14 protein-coding genes are annotated in these 16,499 nt (G+C 68.8%); 9 read left to right on the forward strand and 5 right to left on the reverse strand.

Features of this window, described 5'->3' with window-relative positions:
* Positions 1-230 precede the first annotated feature (230 nt).
* A complete protein-coding gene (locus H9L41_RS03210) occupies positions 231-1,379 on the reverse strand; it encodes an efflux RND transporter periplasmic adaptor subunit (RefSeq protein WP_051318877.1) in 1,149 nt (382 codons plus the stop codon).
* Positions 1,380-2,373: 994 nt separating this feature from the next.
* Positions 2,374-3,051, reverse strand: coding sequence for a YiaD family glycine zipper/OmpA-like lipoprotein (locus H9L41_RS03215; protein WP_028445626.1), 678 nt, complete (start codon positions 3,049-3,051; stop codon positions 2,374-2,376).
* A gap of 441 nt (positions 3,052-3,492) precedes the next feature.
* On the opposite strand from H9L41_RS03215, the gene H9L41_RS03220 reads away from it, so the two are divergent.
* The 6 genes from H9L41_RS03220 to H9L41_RS03245 all read left to right on the forward strand — a co-directional run bounded on the left by H9L41_RS03220 (position 3,493) and on the right by H9L41_RS03245 (position 9,318).
* Positions 3,493-4,131 (forward strand): peroxiredoxin, encoded by a 639-nt coding sequence (locus H9L41_RS03220; protein WP_028445627.1) that lies wholly within the window; start codon positions 3,493-3,495, stop codon positions 4,129-4,131.
* Between the two features lie 187 nt (positions 4,132-4,318).
* Positions 4,319-4,867, forward strand: a complete 549-nt coding sequence (locus tag H9L41_RS03225; protein ID WP_028445628.1) for a hypothetical protein — start codon at positions 4,319-4,321, stop codon at positions 4,865-4,867.
* 263 nt (positions 4,868-5,130) lie between these two features.
* On the forward strand, positions 5,131-6,132 hold the full coding sequence (locus H9L41_RS03230) for a sulfate ABC transporter substrate-binding protein (RefSeq protein WP_028445629.1): 1,002 nt from the start codon (positions 5,131-5,133) through the stop codon (positions 6,130-6,132).
* Between the two features lie 216 nt (positions 6,133-6,348).
* Positions 6,349-7,173: a sulfate ABC transporter permease subunit CysT gene (gene cysT / locus H9L41_RS03235; protein ID WP_028445630.1), complete on the forward strand. Its 825-nt coding sequence runs from the start codon at positions 6,349-6,351 to the stop codon at positions 7,171-7,173.
* Positions 7,174-7,183: 10 nt separating this feature from the next.
* Positions 7,184-8,062 (forward strand): sulfate ABC transporter permease subunit CysW, encoded by an 879-nt coding sequence (gene cysW, locus H9L41_RS03240; protein WP_028445631.1) that lies wholly within the window; start codon positions 7,184-7,186, stop codon positions 8,060-8,062.
* Positions 8,063-8,277: 215 nt separating this feature from the next.
* Positions 8,278-9,318: a sulfate/molybdate ABC transporter ATP-binding protein gene (locus H9L41_RS03245; protein ID WP_028445632.1), complete on the forward strand. Its 1,041-nt coding sequence runs from the start codon at positions 8,278-8,280 to the stop codon at positions 9,316-9,318.
* Positions 9,319-9,546: 228 nt separating this feature from the next.
* Here the strand turns inward: H9L41_RS03245 and H9L41_RS03250 are convergent, their stop codons facing one another.
* From H9L41_RS03250 to H9L41_RS03260, 3 genes are all read right to left on the reverse strand, one after another.
* Complete coding sequence (locus H9L41_RS03250; protein ID WP_028445633.1) at positions 9,547-10,116, reverse strand: YceI family protein; 570 nt, start codon at positions 10,114-10,116, stop codon at positions 9,547-9,549.
* Between the two features lie 164 nt (positions 10,117-10,280).
* Complete coding sequence (locus H9L41_RS03255) at positions 10,281-10,829, reverse strand: YceI family protein (RefSeq protein WP_028445634.1); 549 nt, start codon at positions 10,827-10,829, stop codon at positions 10,281-10,283.
* Between the two features lie 101 nt (positions 10,830-10,930).
* Complete coding sequence (locus H9L41_RS03260) at positions 10,931-11,458, reverse strand: cytochrome b (RefSeq protein ID WP_028445635.1); 528 nt, start codon at positions 11,456-11,458, stop codon at positions 10,931-10,933.
* Positions 11,459-11,691: 233 nt separating this feature from the next.
* Between H9L41_RS03260 and H9L41_RS03265 the strand changes: the two genes are divergently transcribed.
* The 3 genes from H9L41_RS03265 to H9L41_RS03275 are packed head-to-tail and all read left to right on the forward strand — an operon-like array spanning position 11,692 to position 16,407.
* A complete protein-coding gene (locus H9L41_RS03265; protein WP_028445636.1) occupies positions 11,692-13,401 on the forward strand; it encodes an Hsp70 family protein in 1,710 nt (569 codons plus the stop codon).
* Positions 13,402-13,417: 16 nt separating this feature from the next.
* A complete protein-coding gene (locus H9L41_RS03270) occupies positions 13,418-15,520 on the forward strand; it encodes a hypothetical protein (RefSeq protein WP_028445637.1) in 2,103 nt (700 codons plus the stop codon).
* Between the two features lie 29 nt (positions 15,521-15,549).
* Positions 15,550-16,407, forward strand: a complete 858-nt coding sequence (locus tag H9L41_RS03275) for a J domain-containing protein (protein ID WP_028445638.1) — start codon at positions 15,550-15,552, stop codon at positions 16,405-16,407.
* Positions 16,408-16,499: the final 92 nt, after the last annotated feature.

Consider the following 16,499-nt stretch of genomic DNA (forward strand, 5'->3'; position numbering starts at 1 on the left):
GATATGCATGGCGCGGGGACTTCGGTTGGGCGAAGGGGCGCAGCGGCGGTCGTCGCGCTGCGCTGCTTGGCAAATCCACTCTCCTCCCCCTTCAAGGGGCGGGAGGGGGATGGGGTTGGCGGCGACAGCGGCCGGCTCACCCCATCCCCACCCTGGCCCTCCCCTTGACGGGGAGGGAAGGGGCGCGCTCGACGTTCGGCGCGCTTATCCATTCATGTATCGATGCGGAGTCAGCCAGCCGGCTTGTCGGCGGCCTTTCCGCCCGGCTTGCCTTCGTGGACCTTGCTGCCCGGGCGCAGGTTCTGGCCGCCTTCGGCGACCACCCGCTGGCCGGCCGGGAGGCCGGTCACCACCGCGTACTGGCTGCCCTCGACGGTGACGATGCGGGCCAGCTTGACCGGCTGCGGCCGGACCGCCTGGCCGGCGTCGACCAGGTAGACGAACTGGCCCTCGGGCCCGGTCTGCACCGCGCCGACCGGCAGCACCACGGCCTGCTTCTCGGTGCCGAGGTCGATCGAGATGCGGGTGAAGGCGCCGGGCCACAGCTTGCGGTCGGGATTGGCGAACTCGGCCTTGAGCCGGATGCTGCCGCTGGCGCTGTCGACCGCGTTGTCGATGAAGGTGAGCTTGCCCTCGAGCGTGCGGCCGTCGGCTAGTTGCACGCGGGCGGCCACCGGGCCGGCGGCCTGGTTGGCCAGCAGCCGGTTCAGTTCGGCCTCGGGCAGGGTGAAGCCGACGCCGATCGGGTCGAGCTGGGTGAGCGTCAGCAGCGGCGCGGTCATGCCCGGCTGCACCAGCGAGCCCGGGTGGACGTCGATCGCGCCGACGCGGCCGGCGAACGGCGCGGCGATGCGCTGGTAGCCCTGGCTGACGCGGGCGCCGGCCAGTTCGGCGCCCTTGGCGGCGAGGCCGGCCTTGAGCGCGTCGTAGTTGGACTGGGCGGTGTCGACCGCGCTTTGCGAGACGAAGCCCTGCGCCTGCAGCGCCTTGCTGCGCGCCAGGTTGCGCTCGGCATCGGCGAGCTGGGCGCGCGTCTGGGCCAGCTCGGCGCCGCCCTGCGCCACCCGCGCGCTGTCGGCCCGGTCGTCGAGCGTGAACAGCGGCTGGCCGGCGCGCACCTCCTGGCCCTCGCGGATATGCACCTGGCGCACCGTGCTGGCCACCTGCGGCCGTAATTCGACGCTGTTGAGGGCGGTGACGGTGCCTTGCGCCTCGAGCTGCAGCGGCACGTCCTGGGCGCGGCTCAGCGCGGTGACGACCAGCTGCGGCCGGTCGCCCTGGCCAGCCGCGGCCTGGCCGCCGGCGGGTTTCAATGCGGCATAGGCGACCAGGGCCACGACTCCGGCCCCCACCAGCCAGAATGCGATACGGCGGGACATGCGTTTCCTCGATGCTGCGGATGACGGCGGTGGCCGGACCGCTGGCGGTCCGACCGGACGGCCGGCGAAATGCTCGCCGACGCTGTTCTCGATAAGGGCGGCGCGGATCGGTTCCGCGGCGCCGCATGATGCCGGCCGATGCCCTGCTTCCGCGCGCCGGGCGGCGCTTACGGCAGGCTTTCGGACGGCGCGCCGAGTGTAGCACCGGGGCTGTAGCGCTCCGATTACACAGATGTATATAAGTACTACGAGCCGGGTGGGCGAATGGATAGCCGTTTGGGGGATATAGGCAGCGCAGGCACCCGGCGGAGCCGGGCGCTCATCGTCGGTGCGTGCTCGACCGCGGCTCGTCCCTGATCCACCCCGACTCCCGCCGCCCTCGCCGCCGCGAGGGGGCCTCGCTGGCGCTCGTTCGCTCTCCGTCGAGGCGGCAGTTAGGCATGTCGCTGCGCTCATGCCGATACCGACGCCGATGCTGGGACGGAACGGTTTTCAAGCCCCTCTCCCGTGTACGGGAGAGGGGTTAGGGTGAGGGCTGATTCATCAAACCACTGCCCCGCCGCCGCGAGGGAGCAGTCGCGCTCTCCGTAGAACGATCACGCAGGCTCAATCGATCGATCAGGCGCCCGGCGTAGCCGGACGCTAATCATTCAGTGAATGCTGAATCGTTGGCGCTCCCCTGATTGATTCCAACTCCCCCGCCCTCGCCGCCGCGAGGGGGCCTCGCTGGCGCTCGTTCGCTCTCCGTTGCGATGGCAGTTAGGCATGTCGCTGCGCTCATGCCGGGACGGGTGCCGATGTTGGAACTGATGTTGGGGCGGTGATCGGTTTTAAGCCCTCTCCCGCGCGCGGGAGAGGGGTTGGGGTGAGGGCTGGTTCTACGAAGAGCAGTCCTTATCTGGCCCTCCGGCCACCTTCTCCCGCGCGCAGGAGAAGGGCCGAGTGCGGCTCGACGGTCAGGGCAGAAGAGGCGAGGCTCCTTATCAATGAACGATCAGTTCGCCACCACCGGCATCACGTAAAGCTCGACCCGGCGGTTCTGCGCGCGGCCCGCTTCGGTGTCGTTGCTGGCGATCGGTTCGCGCTTGCCGTGACCCTGGGCGTCGAGGCGGGCGTCGGCCACGCCGCGGGTGCGGAAGTAGCCGGCCACCGATTCGGCGCGCTTTTCCGACAGCGTCTGGTTGTAGGCCTCGCTGCCCTGGGCGTCGGTGTGGCCGACGATGGTGAGCGCGGTCTTGTTGTAGGTGGTCACCACCTTGGCGATCTTGTCCATGGTGCCGTAGAAGCCAGGCTTGATCTCGCTCGAGGCGGAGTCGAAGGCGGTCGCGGCGGTCATGGTCACCTTGATGGTGTGGTCGGACAGCTTGGCGATGTCGATGTTGCCGGCCTGTACCTCGGGCGCCAGCACCTTCTGCAGATCCTGCGCCTGCTTGTCCATGTAGGCGCCGACGCCGGCGCCGGCCAGGCCGCCGCCGACCGCGCCGATCAGCGCGCCCTTGCCGCGGTTCTTGTGGCCGATGGCGGCGCCGGCCACCGCGCCGCCGAGCACGCCGATCAGCGCGCCTTTCTGGGTGTTGGTCATCGGCTGGCCGTCGCTGGCGCAGCCGGCGGCGAACAGGGTGGCGATCAGGGCGAGGCAGACGCCCTGCTTGGGCTTGAGGATATGGGTCATGAGCGGTTCTCCGGTTGGATCGGTCCCGTCGGACTGGCGGCCGGCCGGCCGGTTCTCGTTCGACGGGACAAGGAACGAGGGGCGCGGATTGTGCCCGCGCGCGCGGCGCGGTTCAAATCGGTCGAATTCGGTTCAATATTCATAAATGGAATAAATGTTGAATTCATAATTCGTTATGGTAATTTTGCGGCGGGGCTAGACTGCCCTTCATCGCTGCGTACGGCGTCGCCATCCCGGCGTTGGACCGCAAGCGGCCCGATCCGTTGTGGCTGCCAGATATGCCAGCGGTTCCCTGTACCGAATCCGTTCAGAATCGCTGCGACGGTCGGCAGAGGGCAGGGCACCTCGTTCGATTTCACGGATGCGGCGCGGCCGGGATGGGCCGGGAAGCCGTCCGGGCCGCAGTCCGCATCCACCTCACCCCCAGCAAGGAGTTTTGCCATGACCCTGCGACTCGGCGACATCGCCCCCGACTTCACCCAGGAATCCACCGAAGGCCCGATCCATTTCCACCAGTGGGCCGGTTCGAACTGGGTGGTGCTGTTCTCGCACCCGGCCGACTTCACGCCGGTGTGCACCACCGAGCTCGGCTACACCGCCAAGCTCAAGGACCAGTTCGCCCGGCGCAACGTCAAGGCGCTGGCGGTGTCGGTCGACCCGCTCGACTCGCACCAGCGCTGGGTGGCCGACATCGAGGAGACCCAGGACGTGAAGCTGAACTTCCCGATCCTGGCCGACCCGGACCGCAAGGTCGCCACGCTGTACGACATGATCCACCCGAACGCGCTGGCCAACCTGACGGTGCGCACCGTGTTCGTGATCGACCCGGACAAGAAGGTGCGCCTGACGCTGACCTACCCGGCCAGCACCGGCCGCAACTTCCACGAGATCCTGCGCGTGATCGACTCGCTGCAGCTGACCGACGAGCACAAGGTCGCCACGCCGGCCAACTGGCAGGACGGCGACGAGGTGGTGATCGTGCCGAGCCTGACCGACGCCGACGAGATCGCGCGCCGCTTCCCCAAGGGTTACCGGGCCGTGCGGCCCTATCTGCGGCTGACGCCGCAACCGAATCGCTAGGACGCCGGCCGGGCGTCCGCGGCGGCCGGGCGGACCTTGCATGCGTCCGACCGGTTCCGCGATCGCCCGATCGGCGGCCTGCGGTGGCGGCCGACCGTCCCGCACGGGCGGCCGTCGTTCCTGCAAGTCGTCCAACTCCATGCTTCGCCCGGCTCGGCCGGGCATTTTTTTCTGGATGGAATCCTTCATGCAGCCCGAACTCCAGCTCCGCCTCGATGCCCTGCTCGCCACCCTGCCGCAGCAATGGGTGGCCGGCCTGCCGCTGGCGGTCGACGAGGCCGGCGTGGTCGGCCGCTTCTTCAAGTGCGAGCTGCGCAGCCGCTTCGTCGCGGCCGACATCGGCGGCGCGACGCTGACGCGGGCCGAACTCGAGGTGCAGGGGCCGGGCGGCGAGCCGTTCCCGCCGGCCAAGCTGTTCACCCTGGCGGCCGGCGCCGACGGCCTGCTCAAGCTCGACCGGCTGTGCCGGCTGATCCACGCGCTCAACCACTTCGTGGTGGCCGGCCGCAGCGAGCCCCTGCTGCTGTCCATCCATCCGCGCCTGTTCGACTACGTCAAGACCGCGCACGGCCGCACCTTCGCCCGGCTGCTCGCGCACTTCGAGCTGGCGCCGGCGCAGGTGGTGCTCGAACTGCCGTCCGGCCTGCCGCAGGCGACGATCGACGGCTACCTGGGCGAGGGCTTCGCGTTGCGCATCGCACCGGCCGAGGCCGCAGCGGAACTGGCCAAGGCCTGAATCAGACTTTGCGGTAGCGAGATAGGTCGGGCTTCATGCCCGACAGCGATGCCGATCGAGGTCGTTGTCGGGCATAAAGCCCGACCTACGAAAACCCTGCCCGGCATGGCGTCGATCGTATCCGTGCGCAGTGAATTGACCCGGCCTGGCCATGCCGGCCACATATTCCAAATATGGTTGATGCTCGAATAAACCATTCTTAATCTGCATAAGGCACCGCTGTTAAGCTCCGCACGTCCCAACCTCGCCCTGGAGCGCTTCTCATGCGGAAGCTCGGCCGTCTGATCGCCCCCCTGCTGCTCGCCAGCCTGTCCGCCGCCGCGCTGGCCGGCCCCGAACTGCTCAACGTCTCCTACGACGTGATGCGCGACTTCTACAAGGATCTGAACCCGGCCTTCCAGAAGGCCTACAAGGCGCAGACCGGCCAGGACGTGACGGTCCAGCAGTCGCACGGCGGCTCGGGCAAGCAGGCGCGCGCGGTGATCGACGGGCTCGAGGCCGACGTGATCACCATGAACATGCCGCCCGACATCGATGCGCTGTACGACAAGGCCAAGCTGATCCCCGAGAACTGGGCGGCGCGGCTGCCCAACGCCAGCCTGCCGTTCACCAGCCTGCAGGTGCTGATCGTGCGCAAGGGCAACCCCAAGGGCATCAAGGACTGGTCCGACCTGGCCAAGCCCGGCGTGCAGGTGGTGATGCCGAACCCGAAGGTGACCGGCAACGGCCGCTACAGCTACCTGGCGGCCTGGGGCTACGCGCTCAGGCAGCCGGGCGGCAACCCGCAGAAGGCGGCCGAATTCGTCGGCGCCATCCTGAAGAACGTGCCGGTGCTCGATTCGGGCGGCCGCGCGGCGACCACCACCTTCATGCAGCGCCAGATCGGCGACGTGCTGCTGACCTTCGAGAACGAGGCCGAGATGATCGCCCGCGAATTCGGCCGCGGCGGCTTCGAAGTGGTCTACCCGAGCCTGAGCGTGCGCGCCGAGCCGCCGGTGACGGTGGTCGACAAGGTGGTCGACAAGAAGGGCACGCGCAAGGAGGCCGAGGCCTACCTCAAGTTCCTGTGGAGCCCGGCCGCGCAGGAGATCGCCGCGCAGAACTACCTGCGCCCGCAGGACCCGGCGGTGTTCAAGAAGTACGCGGCGCAATTCCCCGCGGTGAAGCTGTTCACGGTCGACGAAGTGTTCGGCGGCTGGCGCAATGCGCAGAAGACGCACTTCGACGATGGCGGGACGTTCGATCAGATCTATACGAAAAAGTGAGGAGAGAGGCGTGAGGTGTGAGGGGTAAAAGCCCTCGCAGGCGCGGCAGTGAATCGATTGCCCGTGCTTGCCACGCATACCTTTGCCCGATCACGCCATGGCATTCGATACGAAGCACGGAGGCAGGGCAGTCGCAGTTCCCGCGGGCACTGCCGCTGAGTGCCTCTCTGCCCGTCCCACGCGCCCCCTCACCCCTAACGCCTCACACCTCTCACGATGAAACCCCGCGTCCTCCCCGGCTTCGGCCTGTCGTTCGGCTACACCATCGTCTACCTCTGCCTGATCGTGCTGCTGCCGCTGTCGGCGCTGGTGCTCAAGACCAGCGAGCTGACGCTGGCGCATTTCTGGCAGGTGGTGACCGGCGAGCGCGTGATGGCGGCCTACCGGCTCACCTTCGGCGCCAGCCTGATCGCGGCCCTCATCAACCTGTTCGCCGGCCTGCTGGTCGCCTGGGTGCTGGTGCGCTACCCGTTTCCCGGCAAGCGGCTGATCGACGCGCTGGTCGACCTGCCGTTCGCCCTGCCCACCGCGGTGGCCGGCATCGCGCTGACCACGCTGTACGCACCCAACGGCCTGATCGGCCAGTACCTGGCGCCGCTCGGCATCCAGGTCGCCTTCAAGCCGCTCGGCGTGGTGGTGGCGCTGACCTTCATCGGCCTGCCCTTCGTGGTGCGCACCGTGCAGCCGGTGCTGCAGGATCTCGAGGCCGAGCTCGAGGAGGCCGCCGCCTGCCTCGGCGCCAACCGCTGGCAGACCTTCCGCAAGGTGATCTTCCCGGCCGCGCTGCCGGCGCTGCTGACCGGCTTCACGCTGGCCTTCGCCCGCGCGATCGGCGAGTACGGCTCGGTCATCTTCATCGCCGGCAACATCCCGCTCGAGTCCGAGATCGTGCCGCTGCTGATCATCGGCAAGCTCGAGCAGTACGACTACGCCGGCGCCACTGCGATCGCGACCGTGATGCTGGCCATCTCCTTCGTCCTGATCTTCGTCATCAACCTGATCCAGTGGTGGCACGGCCGCCGCCACGGCATGCGCAAGTGAGGGCGACCCGATGCATACCCTGACCCTGTCCCGCCGTTCGGCCGCCACGCAGGAGCCGGCCTGGATCCGCGGCCTGCTGATCGCCGGCGCGCTGGCCTTCCTAGGCTTCTTCCTGGTGCTGCCGCTGTTCGCGGTGTTCGCCGAGGCCCTGCGCAAGGGCTGGGCGCTCTACTGGACCGCGCTGGCCGAGTCCGACGCGCTGGCCGCGATCAAGCTCACCTTCGTCGTCACCGCCATCGCCGTGCCGCTGAACCTGGTGTTCGGCGTGGCGGCCGCCTGGGCCATCGCCAAGTTCGACTTCAAGGGCAAGAGCCTCCTGATCACGCTGATCGACCTGCCGTTCTCGGTCAGCCCGGTGGTGGCCGGCCTGATCTACGTGCTGATGTTCGGCGCCCAGGGCTGGTTCGGGCCGTGGCTGATGGAGCACGGCGTCAAGATCATCTTCGCGGTGCCCGGCATCGTGCTGGCCACGGTGTTCGTCACCTTCCCGTTCGTGGCGCGCGAGCTGATCCCGCTGATGGAGGCGCAGGGCACCGAGGAGGAGCAGGCCGCGCTGGTGCTGGGCGCCAGCGGCTGGCAGACCTTCTGGAAGATCACCCTGCCCAACATCAAGTGGGGCCTGTTGTACGGCGTGATCCTGTGCAATGCGCGGGCGATGGGCGAATTCGGCGCGGTCAGCGTGGTCAGCGGCCATATCCGCGGCCTGACCAACACCATCCCGCTGCACGTCGAGATTCTCTACAACGAGTACAACTTCGTCGCCTCCTTCGCGGTGGCCTCCATCCTCGCGCTGCTGGCGCTGGTCACCCTGGTCGTCAAGAGCTGGGTCGAGTGGCAGGCGGAACGGGCGATGGCGGCCGAGCGGGCGATGGCGGCGGAAGGAATGTGAAGCGTAAGGGGTGAGGCGTGGGGGACGAGGTGTCGACCCCATCCCCACCCCGGCCCTCCCCTGGAAGGGGAGGGAGCTAGCTGCGGTTGACTGAAAGATCACAGGCGGTGGAGCCGTCGCTGCACGGCTCCTCCCCCTTCAAGGGGGAGGCAGGGAGGGGGATGGGGTTGCACCTCACTCCTCACGCCTCACTCCTCACACACAAGAGGTTTCCGATGAGCATCGAAATCCAATCCATCGCCAAGCGCTTCGGCAACTTCGTCGCGCTCGACAACGTCGATCTCAAGGTCGAGACCGGCGAGCTGCTGGCCCTGCTCGGCCCCTCGGGCTGCGGCAAGACCACGCTCTTGCGCATCATCGCCGGGCTGGAGACGCCCGACGCCGGCCAGATCCGCTTCCACGGCGAGGACGCCACCGGTACCCATGTGCGCGAGCGCCAGGTCGGCTTCGTGTTCCAGCACTACGCGCTGTTCCGCCACATGACGGTGTTCGAGAACGTCGCCTTCGGCCTGCGCGTGCGGCCCAAGCACACCCGGCCGAACGAGGCCGAGATCCGCCGCCGCGTGCACGAGCTCTTGGGCCTGGTCCAGCTCGACTGGCTGGCCGACCGCTACCCGGCCCAGCTGTCGGGCGGCCAGCGCCAGCGCATCGCCCTGGCCCGCGCGCTGGCGGTCGAGCCGAAGGTGCTGCTGCTCGACGAGCCGTTCGGCGCGCTCGACACCAAGGTGCGCAAGGAACTGCGCCGCTGGCTCAAGCGCCTGCACGAGGAGGTGCACGTGACCTCGGTGTTCGTCACCCACGACCAGGAAGAGGCGCTCGAGGTGGCCGACCGCGTGGTGGTGATGAACAAGGGCCGGATCGAGCAGATCGGCACGCCGGAGCAGGTCTACGACGCGCCGGCCACGCCCTTCGTCTACCAGTTCCTCGGCGACGTGAACCTGTTCCACAGCCGCGTGCACGGCGGCTTCGCCCAGGTCGGCGAGCACCCGGTCAGCGCCGGCAGCGCGGTCGCCTACGTGCGTCCGCACGACATCGAGCTGCTGCGCGAGCCGGCGCCGCAGACGCTGGCGGCCAAGGTCGACCACGTGCGTGCGATCGGCTCGGTGGTGCGGCTCGAGCTGAGCCTGGACAACGGCGACCCGGTCGAGGCCGAGCTGAGCCGCGAGGCCTATGCCGGCAAGCGCTACGCCAGCGGCGAGCAGGTCTACATCCGGCCGCGCTCGGCTCGGGTGTTCGCCGAAGATTACTCAATCTAGCCGGTAACACTGGCGGCAAGGCTGTCACCGCAGAGGACGCGGAGGACAGGGAGGAAAGCCACGGCGAGCAAGCTTGCCTCTGCGTCCTCCGCGTCCTCTGCGGTGAATCATTCGCCAGGACGACCTCGGCACAGTGAGACCCGAGCCAGCAAAGACAGCGCAAAACAAAAAGCGAGCCGATCGGCTCGCTTTTTGTTTTGCACCGGCCGGTCGCGCCGGCCGCCCAGCTTACTTCTGCTTCACGGCCTCGACCTGCACCACGATCTTCACGTCGTCGCCGACGAAGGGCACGTAGGCCTTCATGCCCCAGTCGCTGCGCTTGATGGTGGTGGTCACGTCGGCGCCGCAGACGAAATCCTTGCCCATGCGCAGGTCGCACTTGAGCGGCTGGATGTTCAGCGTCACCGGCTTGGTCACGCCCAGGAGGGTCAGCGTGCCTTCGGCCTTGACCGGCTTGTCGCCGTCGAAGCTGAACTTGTCGGCCTTGACCTGCGCGGTCGGGAATTGGGCGACGTCGAAGAAATCCTTGCCCTTGAGGTGTTCGTCGCGCTTGCCGAAGCCGGTCTCGAGCGAGGTGGTCTTGATCGTGGCCTCGAGCTTGCCGCTCTTGGCTGCGCGGTCGAGCTCGAGCGTGCCGGCGGTTTCCTTGAAGAAGCCGCGGGTGATCGAGAAGCCGAGGTGGTTCACCTCGAAGCTCGGGTAGGTGTGGGTTTCGTCCAGCACGAACTTCTCGGTGGCGGCGAAGGAAGCGGCCGACAGGCCGGCGGCGATCAGGGTGGCGAGCAGTTTGGTATGCATGGGAATCCTTTGATGGACGGTGTGTGAGGTGTGGAAGACGGCGTGAAATGTGAAAAGTGAAACGTGAAATGTGGTGCAGCCTTCGGCCGGCGTTGCGTTGCGGCTGCACCGCGTACGTTTCACCGAGCCGCGCAGCGGCGAATCACCTTTCACGTTTCACGGTTTTACTTCGGTACGTACAGCTTGAACTTCACCTGCACCGCATCGGCCACTGCGCCGACGTCGGCCCATTCGCCCTCGCCGACCTTCCAGGCGAGGCGCGACAACGGGAAACTGCCTTCGAACCACTGGCCGCCGGCGTCCGGGCGCACCGTGAACGGCACGTTGAGCGCGGCGGTGCGGCCCTTGAGGCCGAACTGGCCGGTGGCGATGAACTTGCCGGCGCCGTTCGGCTTGAACTGGGTCGCGCTGAAGGTCGCCTTGGGGAAGCGCGCGGTATCGAACCACTCCTTCATCTGCACCGCCTGGTTGGCGTCGCCGGAACCGGCGTCGGTGGCGGCCAGCTCGACCGCGATCGCGACCTTGCCGGTCTCCGGCTTGGCGGCGTCGAAGGCGATGTCGGCGCTGAACTTCTTGAACTGGCCTTCGACCGGCACGTTCATCTGGGTGAAGACGAACTTCACCGAGCTCTTGGCCGCGTCGACCGGCGTCGCGTGGGCCTGGCCCAGGCCGGCCGCGGCCAGCGTCGCGAACAGGAATGCGTATTGTTTCATGGCGGGTTCTGCTCCTTGGGATTCCGGGGCCGCCGCCCGGCGGGCGGCGAGTGTTCTTCTGCTTACGGTATTTCGATGCGGCTAAATACGGCTGGATGCGGCTAGACCATGCGTCGGAGCACGTCGTCGCGGTCGATGAAGTGATGCTTGAGCGCGGCGGCCGCATGCAGCACGGCGAGCGCGATCACGCTCCAGCCGCCCAGCATGTGCAGGGTCTTCAGCGTGCCGGCCAGCGCCTCGTTCTTGTCCATCAGGTTGGGCAGCGGGACCAGGCCGAGCCAGACCACCGGGTAGCCCTTGGCCGACGAGTACAGCCAGCCGCCCAGCGGCACGCCGAACATCAATAGATAGAGCAACGCATGGCCGGCGTGCGCCGCCAGCTTCTCCCACGCCGCCATGTGGGCCGGCAGCGCCGGCGGCCGGTGGCCGAGCCGCCACAGCAGCCGCAGCGCGGCCAGGCCCAGCACGGTGATGCCGATCCACTTGTGGTAGTTGATCAGCTTGAGCTTGCCCGGGCTCAGCGGCATGTCGTCGAACGACAGCGCCAGCGCGAAGGCCGCAATGATGCCGAGCGCGACCAGCCAGTGCAGCAGGCGGGCGGGCAGCGTGTATTTCTGAACGGCGGTCATGAAATCCCCCTAAGGATCGAGCGATGTTTCGCTTTGTGAATCGTTTCGTGCCTTGAGTCGCATTATTCATGCGAGTTCCGCCATGCGATAGCGGATGTTTTTCACGAGCTCATTCAATTTTGGCGAACAAGTGTATCCGGTCCCTCCGCCGCGAGGCCGCTACAGCCGGATTCGCCCTCTGACGTAAAATGGCGGCTTTCCCATTCCAACGATCGCCCTCAAGCGGCATGCCCATGATCATCGGTATCGACCTCGGCACCACCAACAGCCTCGTCGCCATCTGGCGCGACGGCCGCGCCCACATCGTTCCCAACGCGCTCGGCCATAACCTCACGCCCTCGGTGGTCGGCCTCGACGACGACGGCGCCGTGCTGGTCGGCCTCGCCGCGCGCGAGCGGCTGATCACCCATCCCCACCTCACCACCTCGGTGTTCAAGCGCTACATGGGCTCGGACCGCGAGACCGCGCTGGGCCGCCAGCGCTTCCGGCCCGAAGAGCTGTCGGCGCTGGTGCTCAAGTCGCTCAAGGAAGACGCCGAGCGCTTCCTCGGCGAGCCGGTCGAGGAAGCCGTCATCACCGTGCCGGCCTACTTCAGCGACGCCCAGCGCAAGGCCACCAAGATCGCCGGCCAGCTCGCCGGCCTCAAGGTCGAGCGGCTGGTCAACGAGCCGACCGCCGCGGCGCTGGCCTACGGCCTGCACCAGGGCGAGCCGGAAAGCCGTTTCCTGGTGTTCGACCTCGGCGGCGGCACGTTCGACATCTCGATCCTGGAATTGTTCGAGGGCGTGATGGAAGTGCGCGCCAGCGCCGGCGACAACTTCCTCGGCGGCGAGGATTTCAGCGAGGCGCTGATCGACGGCTTCGTCGACGCGGTCGGCAAGCGGCACGGCCTGGCCGACAAGCAGGCCACCCCGGCGGTCTACCAGGCGCTGCGCAAGCAGGCCGAGCAGGCCAAGCGCGCGCTGACCGGCGGCGAGAGCGTGACCATGGAAGTGCTGCACGGCGGCGAGACGCTGAGCTGGGCGATCAGCGACGCCGAATTCCAGAAGCTGTGCGAACCGCTGCTCAAGCGCCTGCGCGAGCCGATCGAGAAGGCGCTGCGCGACGCGCGCCTCAAGGCGATCGACCTCGACCAGATCGTGCTGGCCGGCGGCGCCACCCGCATGCCGATGGTGCGCAAGCTGGTGGCCAAGCTGTTCGGCCGGCTGCCGGCGATGAACATCAACCCCGACGAGGTGGTGGCGATGGGCGCCGCCGTGATGGCCGGCCTCAAGTCGCGCGACGTCACGCTCGACGAAGTGGTGATGACCGATGTCTGCCCCTACACGCTCGGCGTCGAGGTCAGCGAACAGATCGGCCCGGGCCGCTTCCAGCCGGGCTTCTACCTGCCGATCATCGAGCGCAACTCGGTGGTGCCGATCTCGCGCGAGCAGACCGTCAACACCATCGTCGACAACCAGGCGGCGCTGCACGTCAGCGTGTTCCAGGGCGAGAGCCGGCTGGTCAAGGACAACATCTTCCTCGGCGAGATCACCATCCCGGTGCCGGCCAAGCCGGCCGGCCAGGTCAGCGTGTCGATCCGCTTCACCTACGACGTCAACGGCCTGCTCGAAGCCGAGATGACGGTGAGCGAGACCGGCGAGAAGCACCGCCTGATCATCGAGGAGAACCCCGGCGTGCTGACGCCCGAGCAGATCGAGGAGAAGCTCGCCGCGCTGGCCAAGCTCAAGACCCATCCGCGCGAGCTGTTGCCCAACGCCCAACTGCTGGCGCGGGCCGACCGGCTGTTCCAGCAGACGCTCGGCGACGAGCGCCAGTGGGTATCGCAGGCGACCGCCCAGTTCCAGGCGCTGCTCGAGCAGCAGGACGAGGAGGCGATCGCCAAGGGCCGCGAGGAGCTGAAGAAGCTGCTCGACGAGATCGAGGGAGAAGGCTGGCTGTAGGCCGGCCGCTCGAGCCATGCCCTGGGACGAGCTCGGCATCGCCGCGACCCGCGACGAGCGCGCCATCCGGCGCGCCTACGCGGCGCGGCTGAAGACGACCCGGCCCGAGGACGACGCCGCGGGGTTCGTGCGGCTGCGCGAGGCCTACGAGCGCGCGCTGTGGCTGAGCCGGCAGCCGGCCGGGACGATGGCCGATCCGGACGCGGCGGCCGATGAGCCGGCGGGCGGCGCTCCGCGGGCCGCCGATGCGACGGCGGATGGCCCGGCGGCCGGCCTGCCGGCGACCGATCCCGCGGCGACCGCTTCCATCGCAAGCATCATCGAACCCGCCGGGCAGGCGCCGCAGGCGGCGCCCGCCATGGTGGAACCTGCCCCGGACGACGCGCCGGCCGTGCGCACCGTGTTCTGGCGCGACAGCGCCGAGCCGCCGGGCAGCCGGCTGGCCGCCGAGCGGCTGCAGCGCGCCGCCCACGACGCCGCGCTGCCCGACGAAGAGGTGCTGCAATACGCCGAGCAGTACGGCTGGCTGACGATGCCGCCGGGCAGCTCGGCCGCGCAGGCCGAACTGCTGGCGCGGGTGCGCACGCGGGTCCATTTCATCCAGGCCAACCAGGCCGCCGGCCTGATCTGGGATGCGCTGGCCGCCGGCGAGCCGCGCGCGGTCGAGCGCTTCGGCCTGATCGCGCGGCAGTCGCGCTGGGAGCCGCTCGACGCGCGCGAGCTGTTCAAGCAGGTGCTGGCGCATCGCCTGCGCGGCCATCAGCCGCCGCAGCCCGGGCTGGCCGCGGCGATCGCCGACTGGGCCGACTGGCGGACCGCCGCCGGCGCGCCGCGCCCCGGCATCCCCTTCGACGCGGTCATGGTCTGCCTGCAGCTGGCATTGATCGAGCGCTATCCCGAGGCCGATCCGGGTGCGCTGCAGCTCGGCATGGAGGCGCTGAACTGGGTCGCGCATGCGCCCGAACTCGAGGTGGACGCGTTGCTGGCGGCGACGGTCGAGCATGGCTGGTTCGAGCTGGAGCGCGACTGGAGCGGCTGGCCGCAGGAATGGCTGGGCAGCGCTCGCGCGCGGATCTACCAGGTCTGCGCCCGCCGCATGCTGCAGGCGCTGGATGACGGTGACCGCAACGGCTCGGAGCACGCACGGATCGAGCTGTTCCGGCAGTTCGGCGCCGAACCGGCCTGGCGCGATCCGGCCGCCCGCCAGGAGATGGCCGAGCTGCTGGTCCAGCAGTTCCACCAGCACGCCGACTGGCGACCCGACCTCGACTACATGACCCGGCTGGCCGACTGGGCCGGCTGGCTCGACGTCGACGGCACGCCGGCGCCGAACGGGCGCGGCGCGTCGCAGTGGCTGTGCCGGCAGCTCGAACTCGAACAGCGCTGGCAACGCTGGCAGCGCCTGGCCGATTCCGCCCAGCCCGGCTCCTCGCAATACGACCACCGGGTCTTCGCCAGCCTCATGGGCCGGCCCGGACCGTGGCGCCGCCGCTGGTGGTCGCTGTCCTGGCCGTTCCAGCAGTCGGTGCGGCAGACGCTGGCCGAGATCGCCGAACACCTGCCCGAGCTGCATGCGCGCCTGCCGGCCGAGGCGCTCGCCTGGTGGAGCCGACCGCGGGCGAGCGTCTGGAGCGGCAATCCGCTCGCCGTCGTGCTGTGCTGCGTCCTGGCCCTGGCCGGCGGCGGACTGCTGGCGCGCGCGACGGGGATCGGCCCCGGCCTGTCCATGCTGCTCTGCCTGGCCGTGGTGCCGGTGGCGCTGCTTGCCGGCAGCCTCGTCCAGCAGGCCTGGCTACGCGTGCTCGAGACCGGCCGCAGCCGCTGGCCGGCGCTCGATCAGGCCATGCGACGCGGTTTCCGGCCGGTGACCGGCCTGGTCGCCTGCCTGGTGGCGGCGCTGCTGCTGGCCGGGCCGCTCGACGATATGCTGGCGCTGGGCAAGGGCCGATCGGCATTCGGCCTGCTGGTCGCCACCTATGGCTCGGTGTTCGTGTTTTACCGTTATCGCAAGCAGCCTGCCCCGTCCGACCCGCTGGCCGGCGGAGGGTCGATCTTCCGCTGGTGGTGGCTGATCTGGTTCGCCGCGGCGCTGCTCCGTATTGTCTCCGGTACCCATTGAGGGCCGGTGTTTCCACAGAGAACCCAACCATGGACCGCAACGCCTGCTGGCACATCCTCGGCATCGCCGCCACCGCCGACGAGCGCGAGGTGAAGCGCGCCTACGCCAAGCTGCTCAAGACCACCCGGCCCGAGGACGACCCGGACGCCTTCCAGCGCCTGCGCGATGCCTTCGAAGCCGCGCTGTGGGCGGCCGACGAGCTGCGCGGCAAGGGAGAAGGCGCCGAGGCGGACGACGCCGAGCGCGATCCGCGCGAAGTCGCGATCGAGGCCGAACTCAGGCCGCGCATCGAGAAGCTGGCCGACCTCAACGAACAGGGCACGGCGGAGGAGGCGATGGCCGAGCTCGACGCGCTGCTCGACGCCTACGCGCTGCGCGACCCGGCCGCGCGCGATCCGCTGGTGTGGCAGCTGTTCGAGGACGGCATGCTGTGGGTGTGCTGCGACATCGCCGCCAACCACGACGATTTCCTGCGCGCCGCCTGCACGCTGTTCGGCTGGGTCGAGCCGGGCAACTGGCTGGCCGAGAAGGACCCGAAGACGGTCGAATGGCTGAAGCTGCGTCTCAAGGAGGCCGACGCGCTGGTCTCGGTCGACCGCCTGCTCGACCTGTCGGAGGACGGCAGCGAGGCCCAGGCGGTGGCCGAACTCGAGCAGCTGGTCGAGAGCGAGCTGCTGGTCAACGTCGATGTGCGCCACCTGTTCGAGGCTGAGCTGATGGTCGGCCTGTCGGAATTCCAGCCGATGCCGCTGGCGCTGGCGCGGCGTGCCTTCGAGCTGTTCGGCTGGCGGCGCGACCACCGCCACCTCGAGGAATACCACCCCGATGCCTGGCGCGAGTTCCGCAAGAAGGCGGCCATCCTGTCCTTCCTCGGCCGGGCCGGCTGACGGCGTCCGGCGTTTGCCGCGGCTCGAGCAGCTGAATCGAATGCCCGGCCTGATCCAAGACGCTGCCGGAGCCTTGGCGGACGCCCCCATGG

Source organism: Chitinimonas koreensis, from assembly GCF_014353015.1.
Lineage (GTDB): Bacteria > Pseudomonadota > Gammaproteobacteria > Burkholderiales > Chitinimonadaceae > Chitinimonas > Chitinimonas koreensis.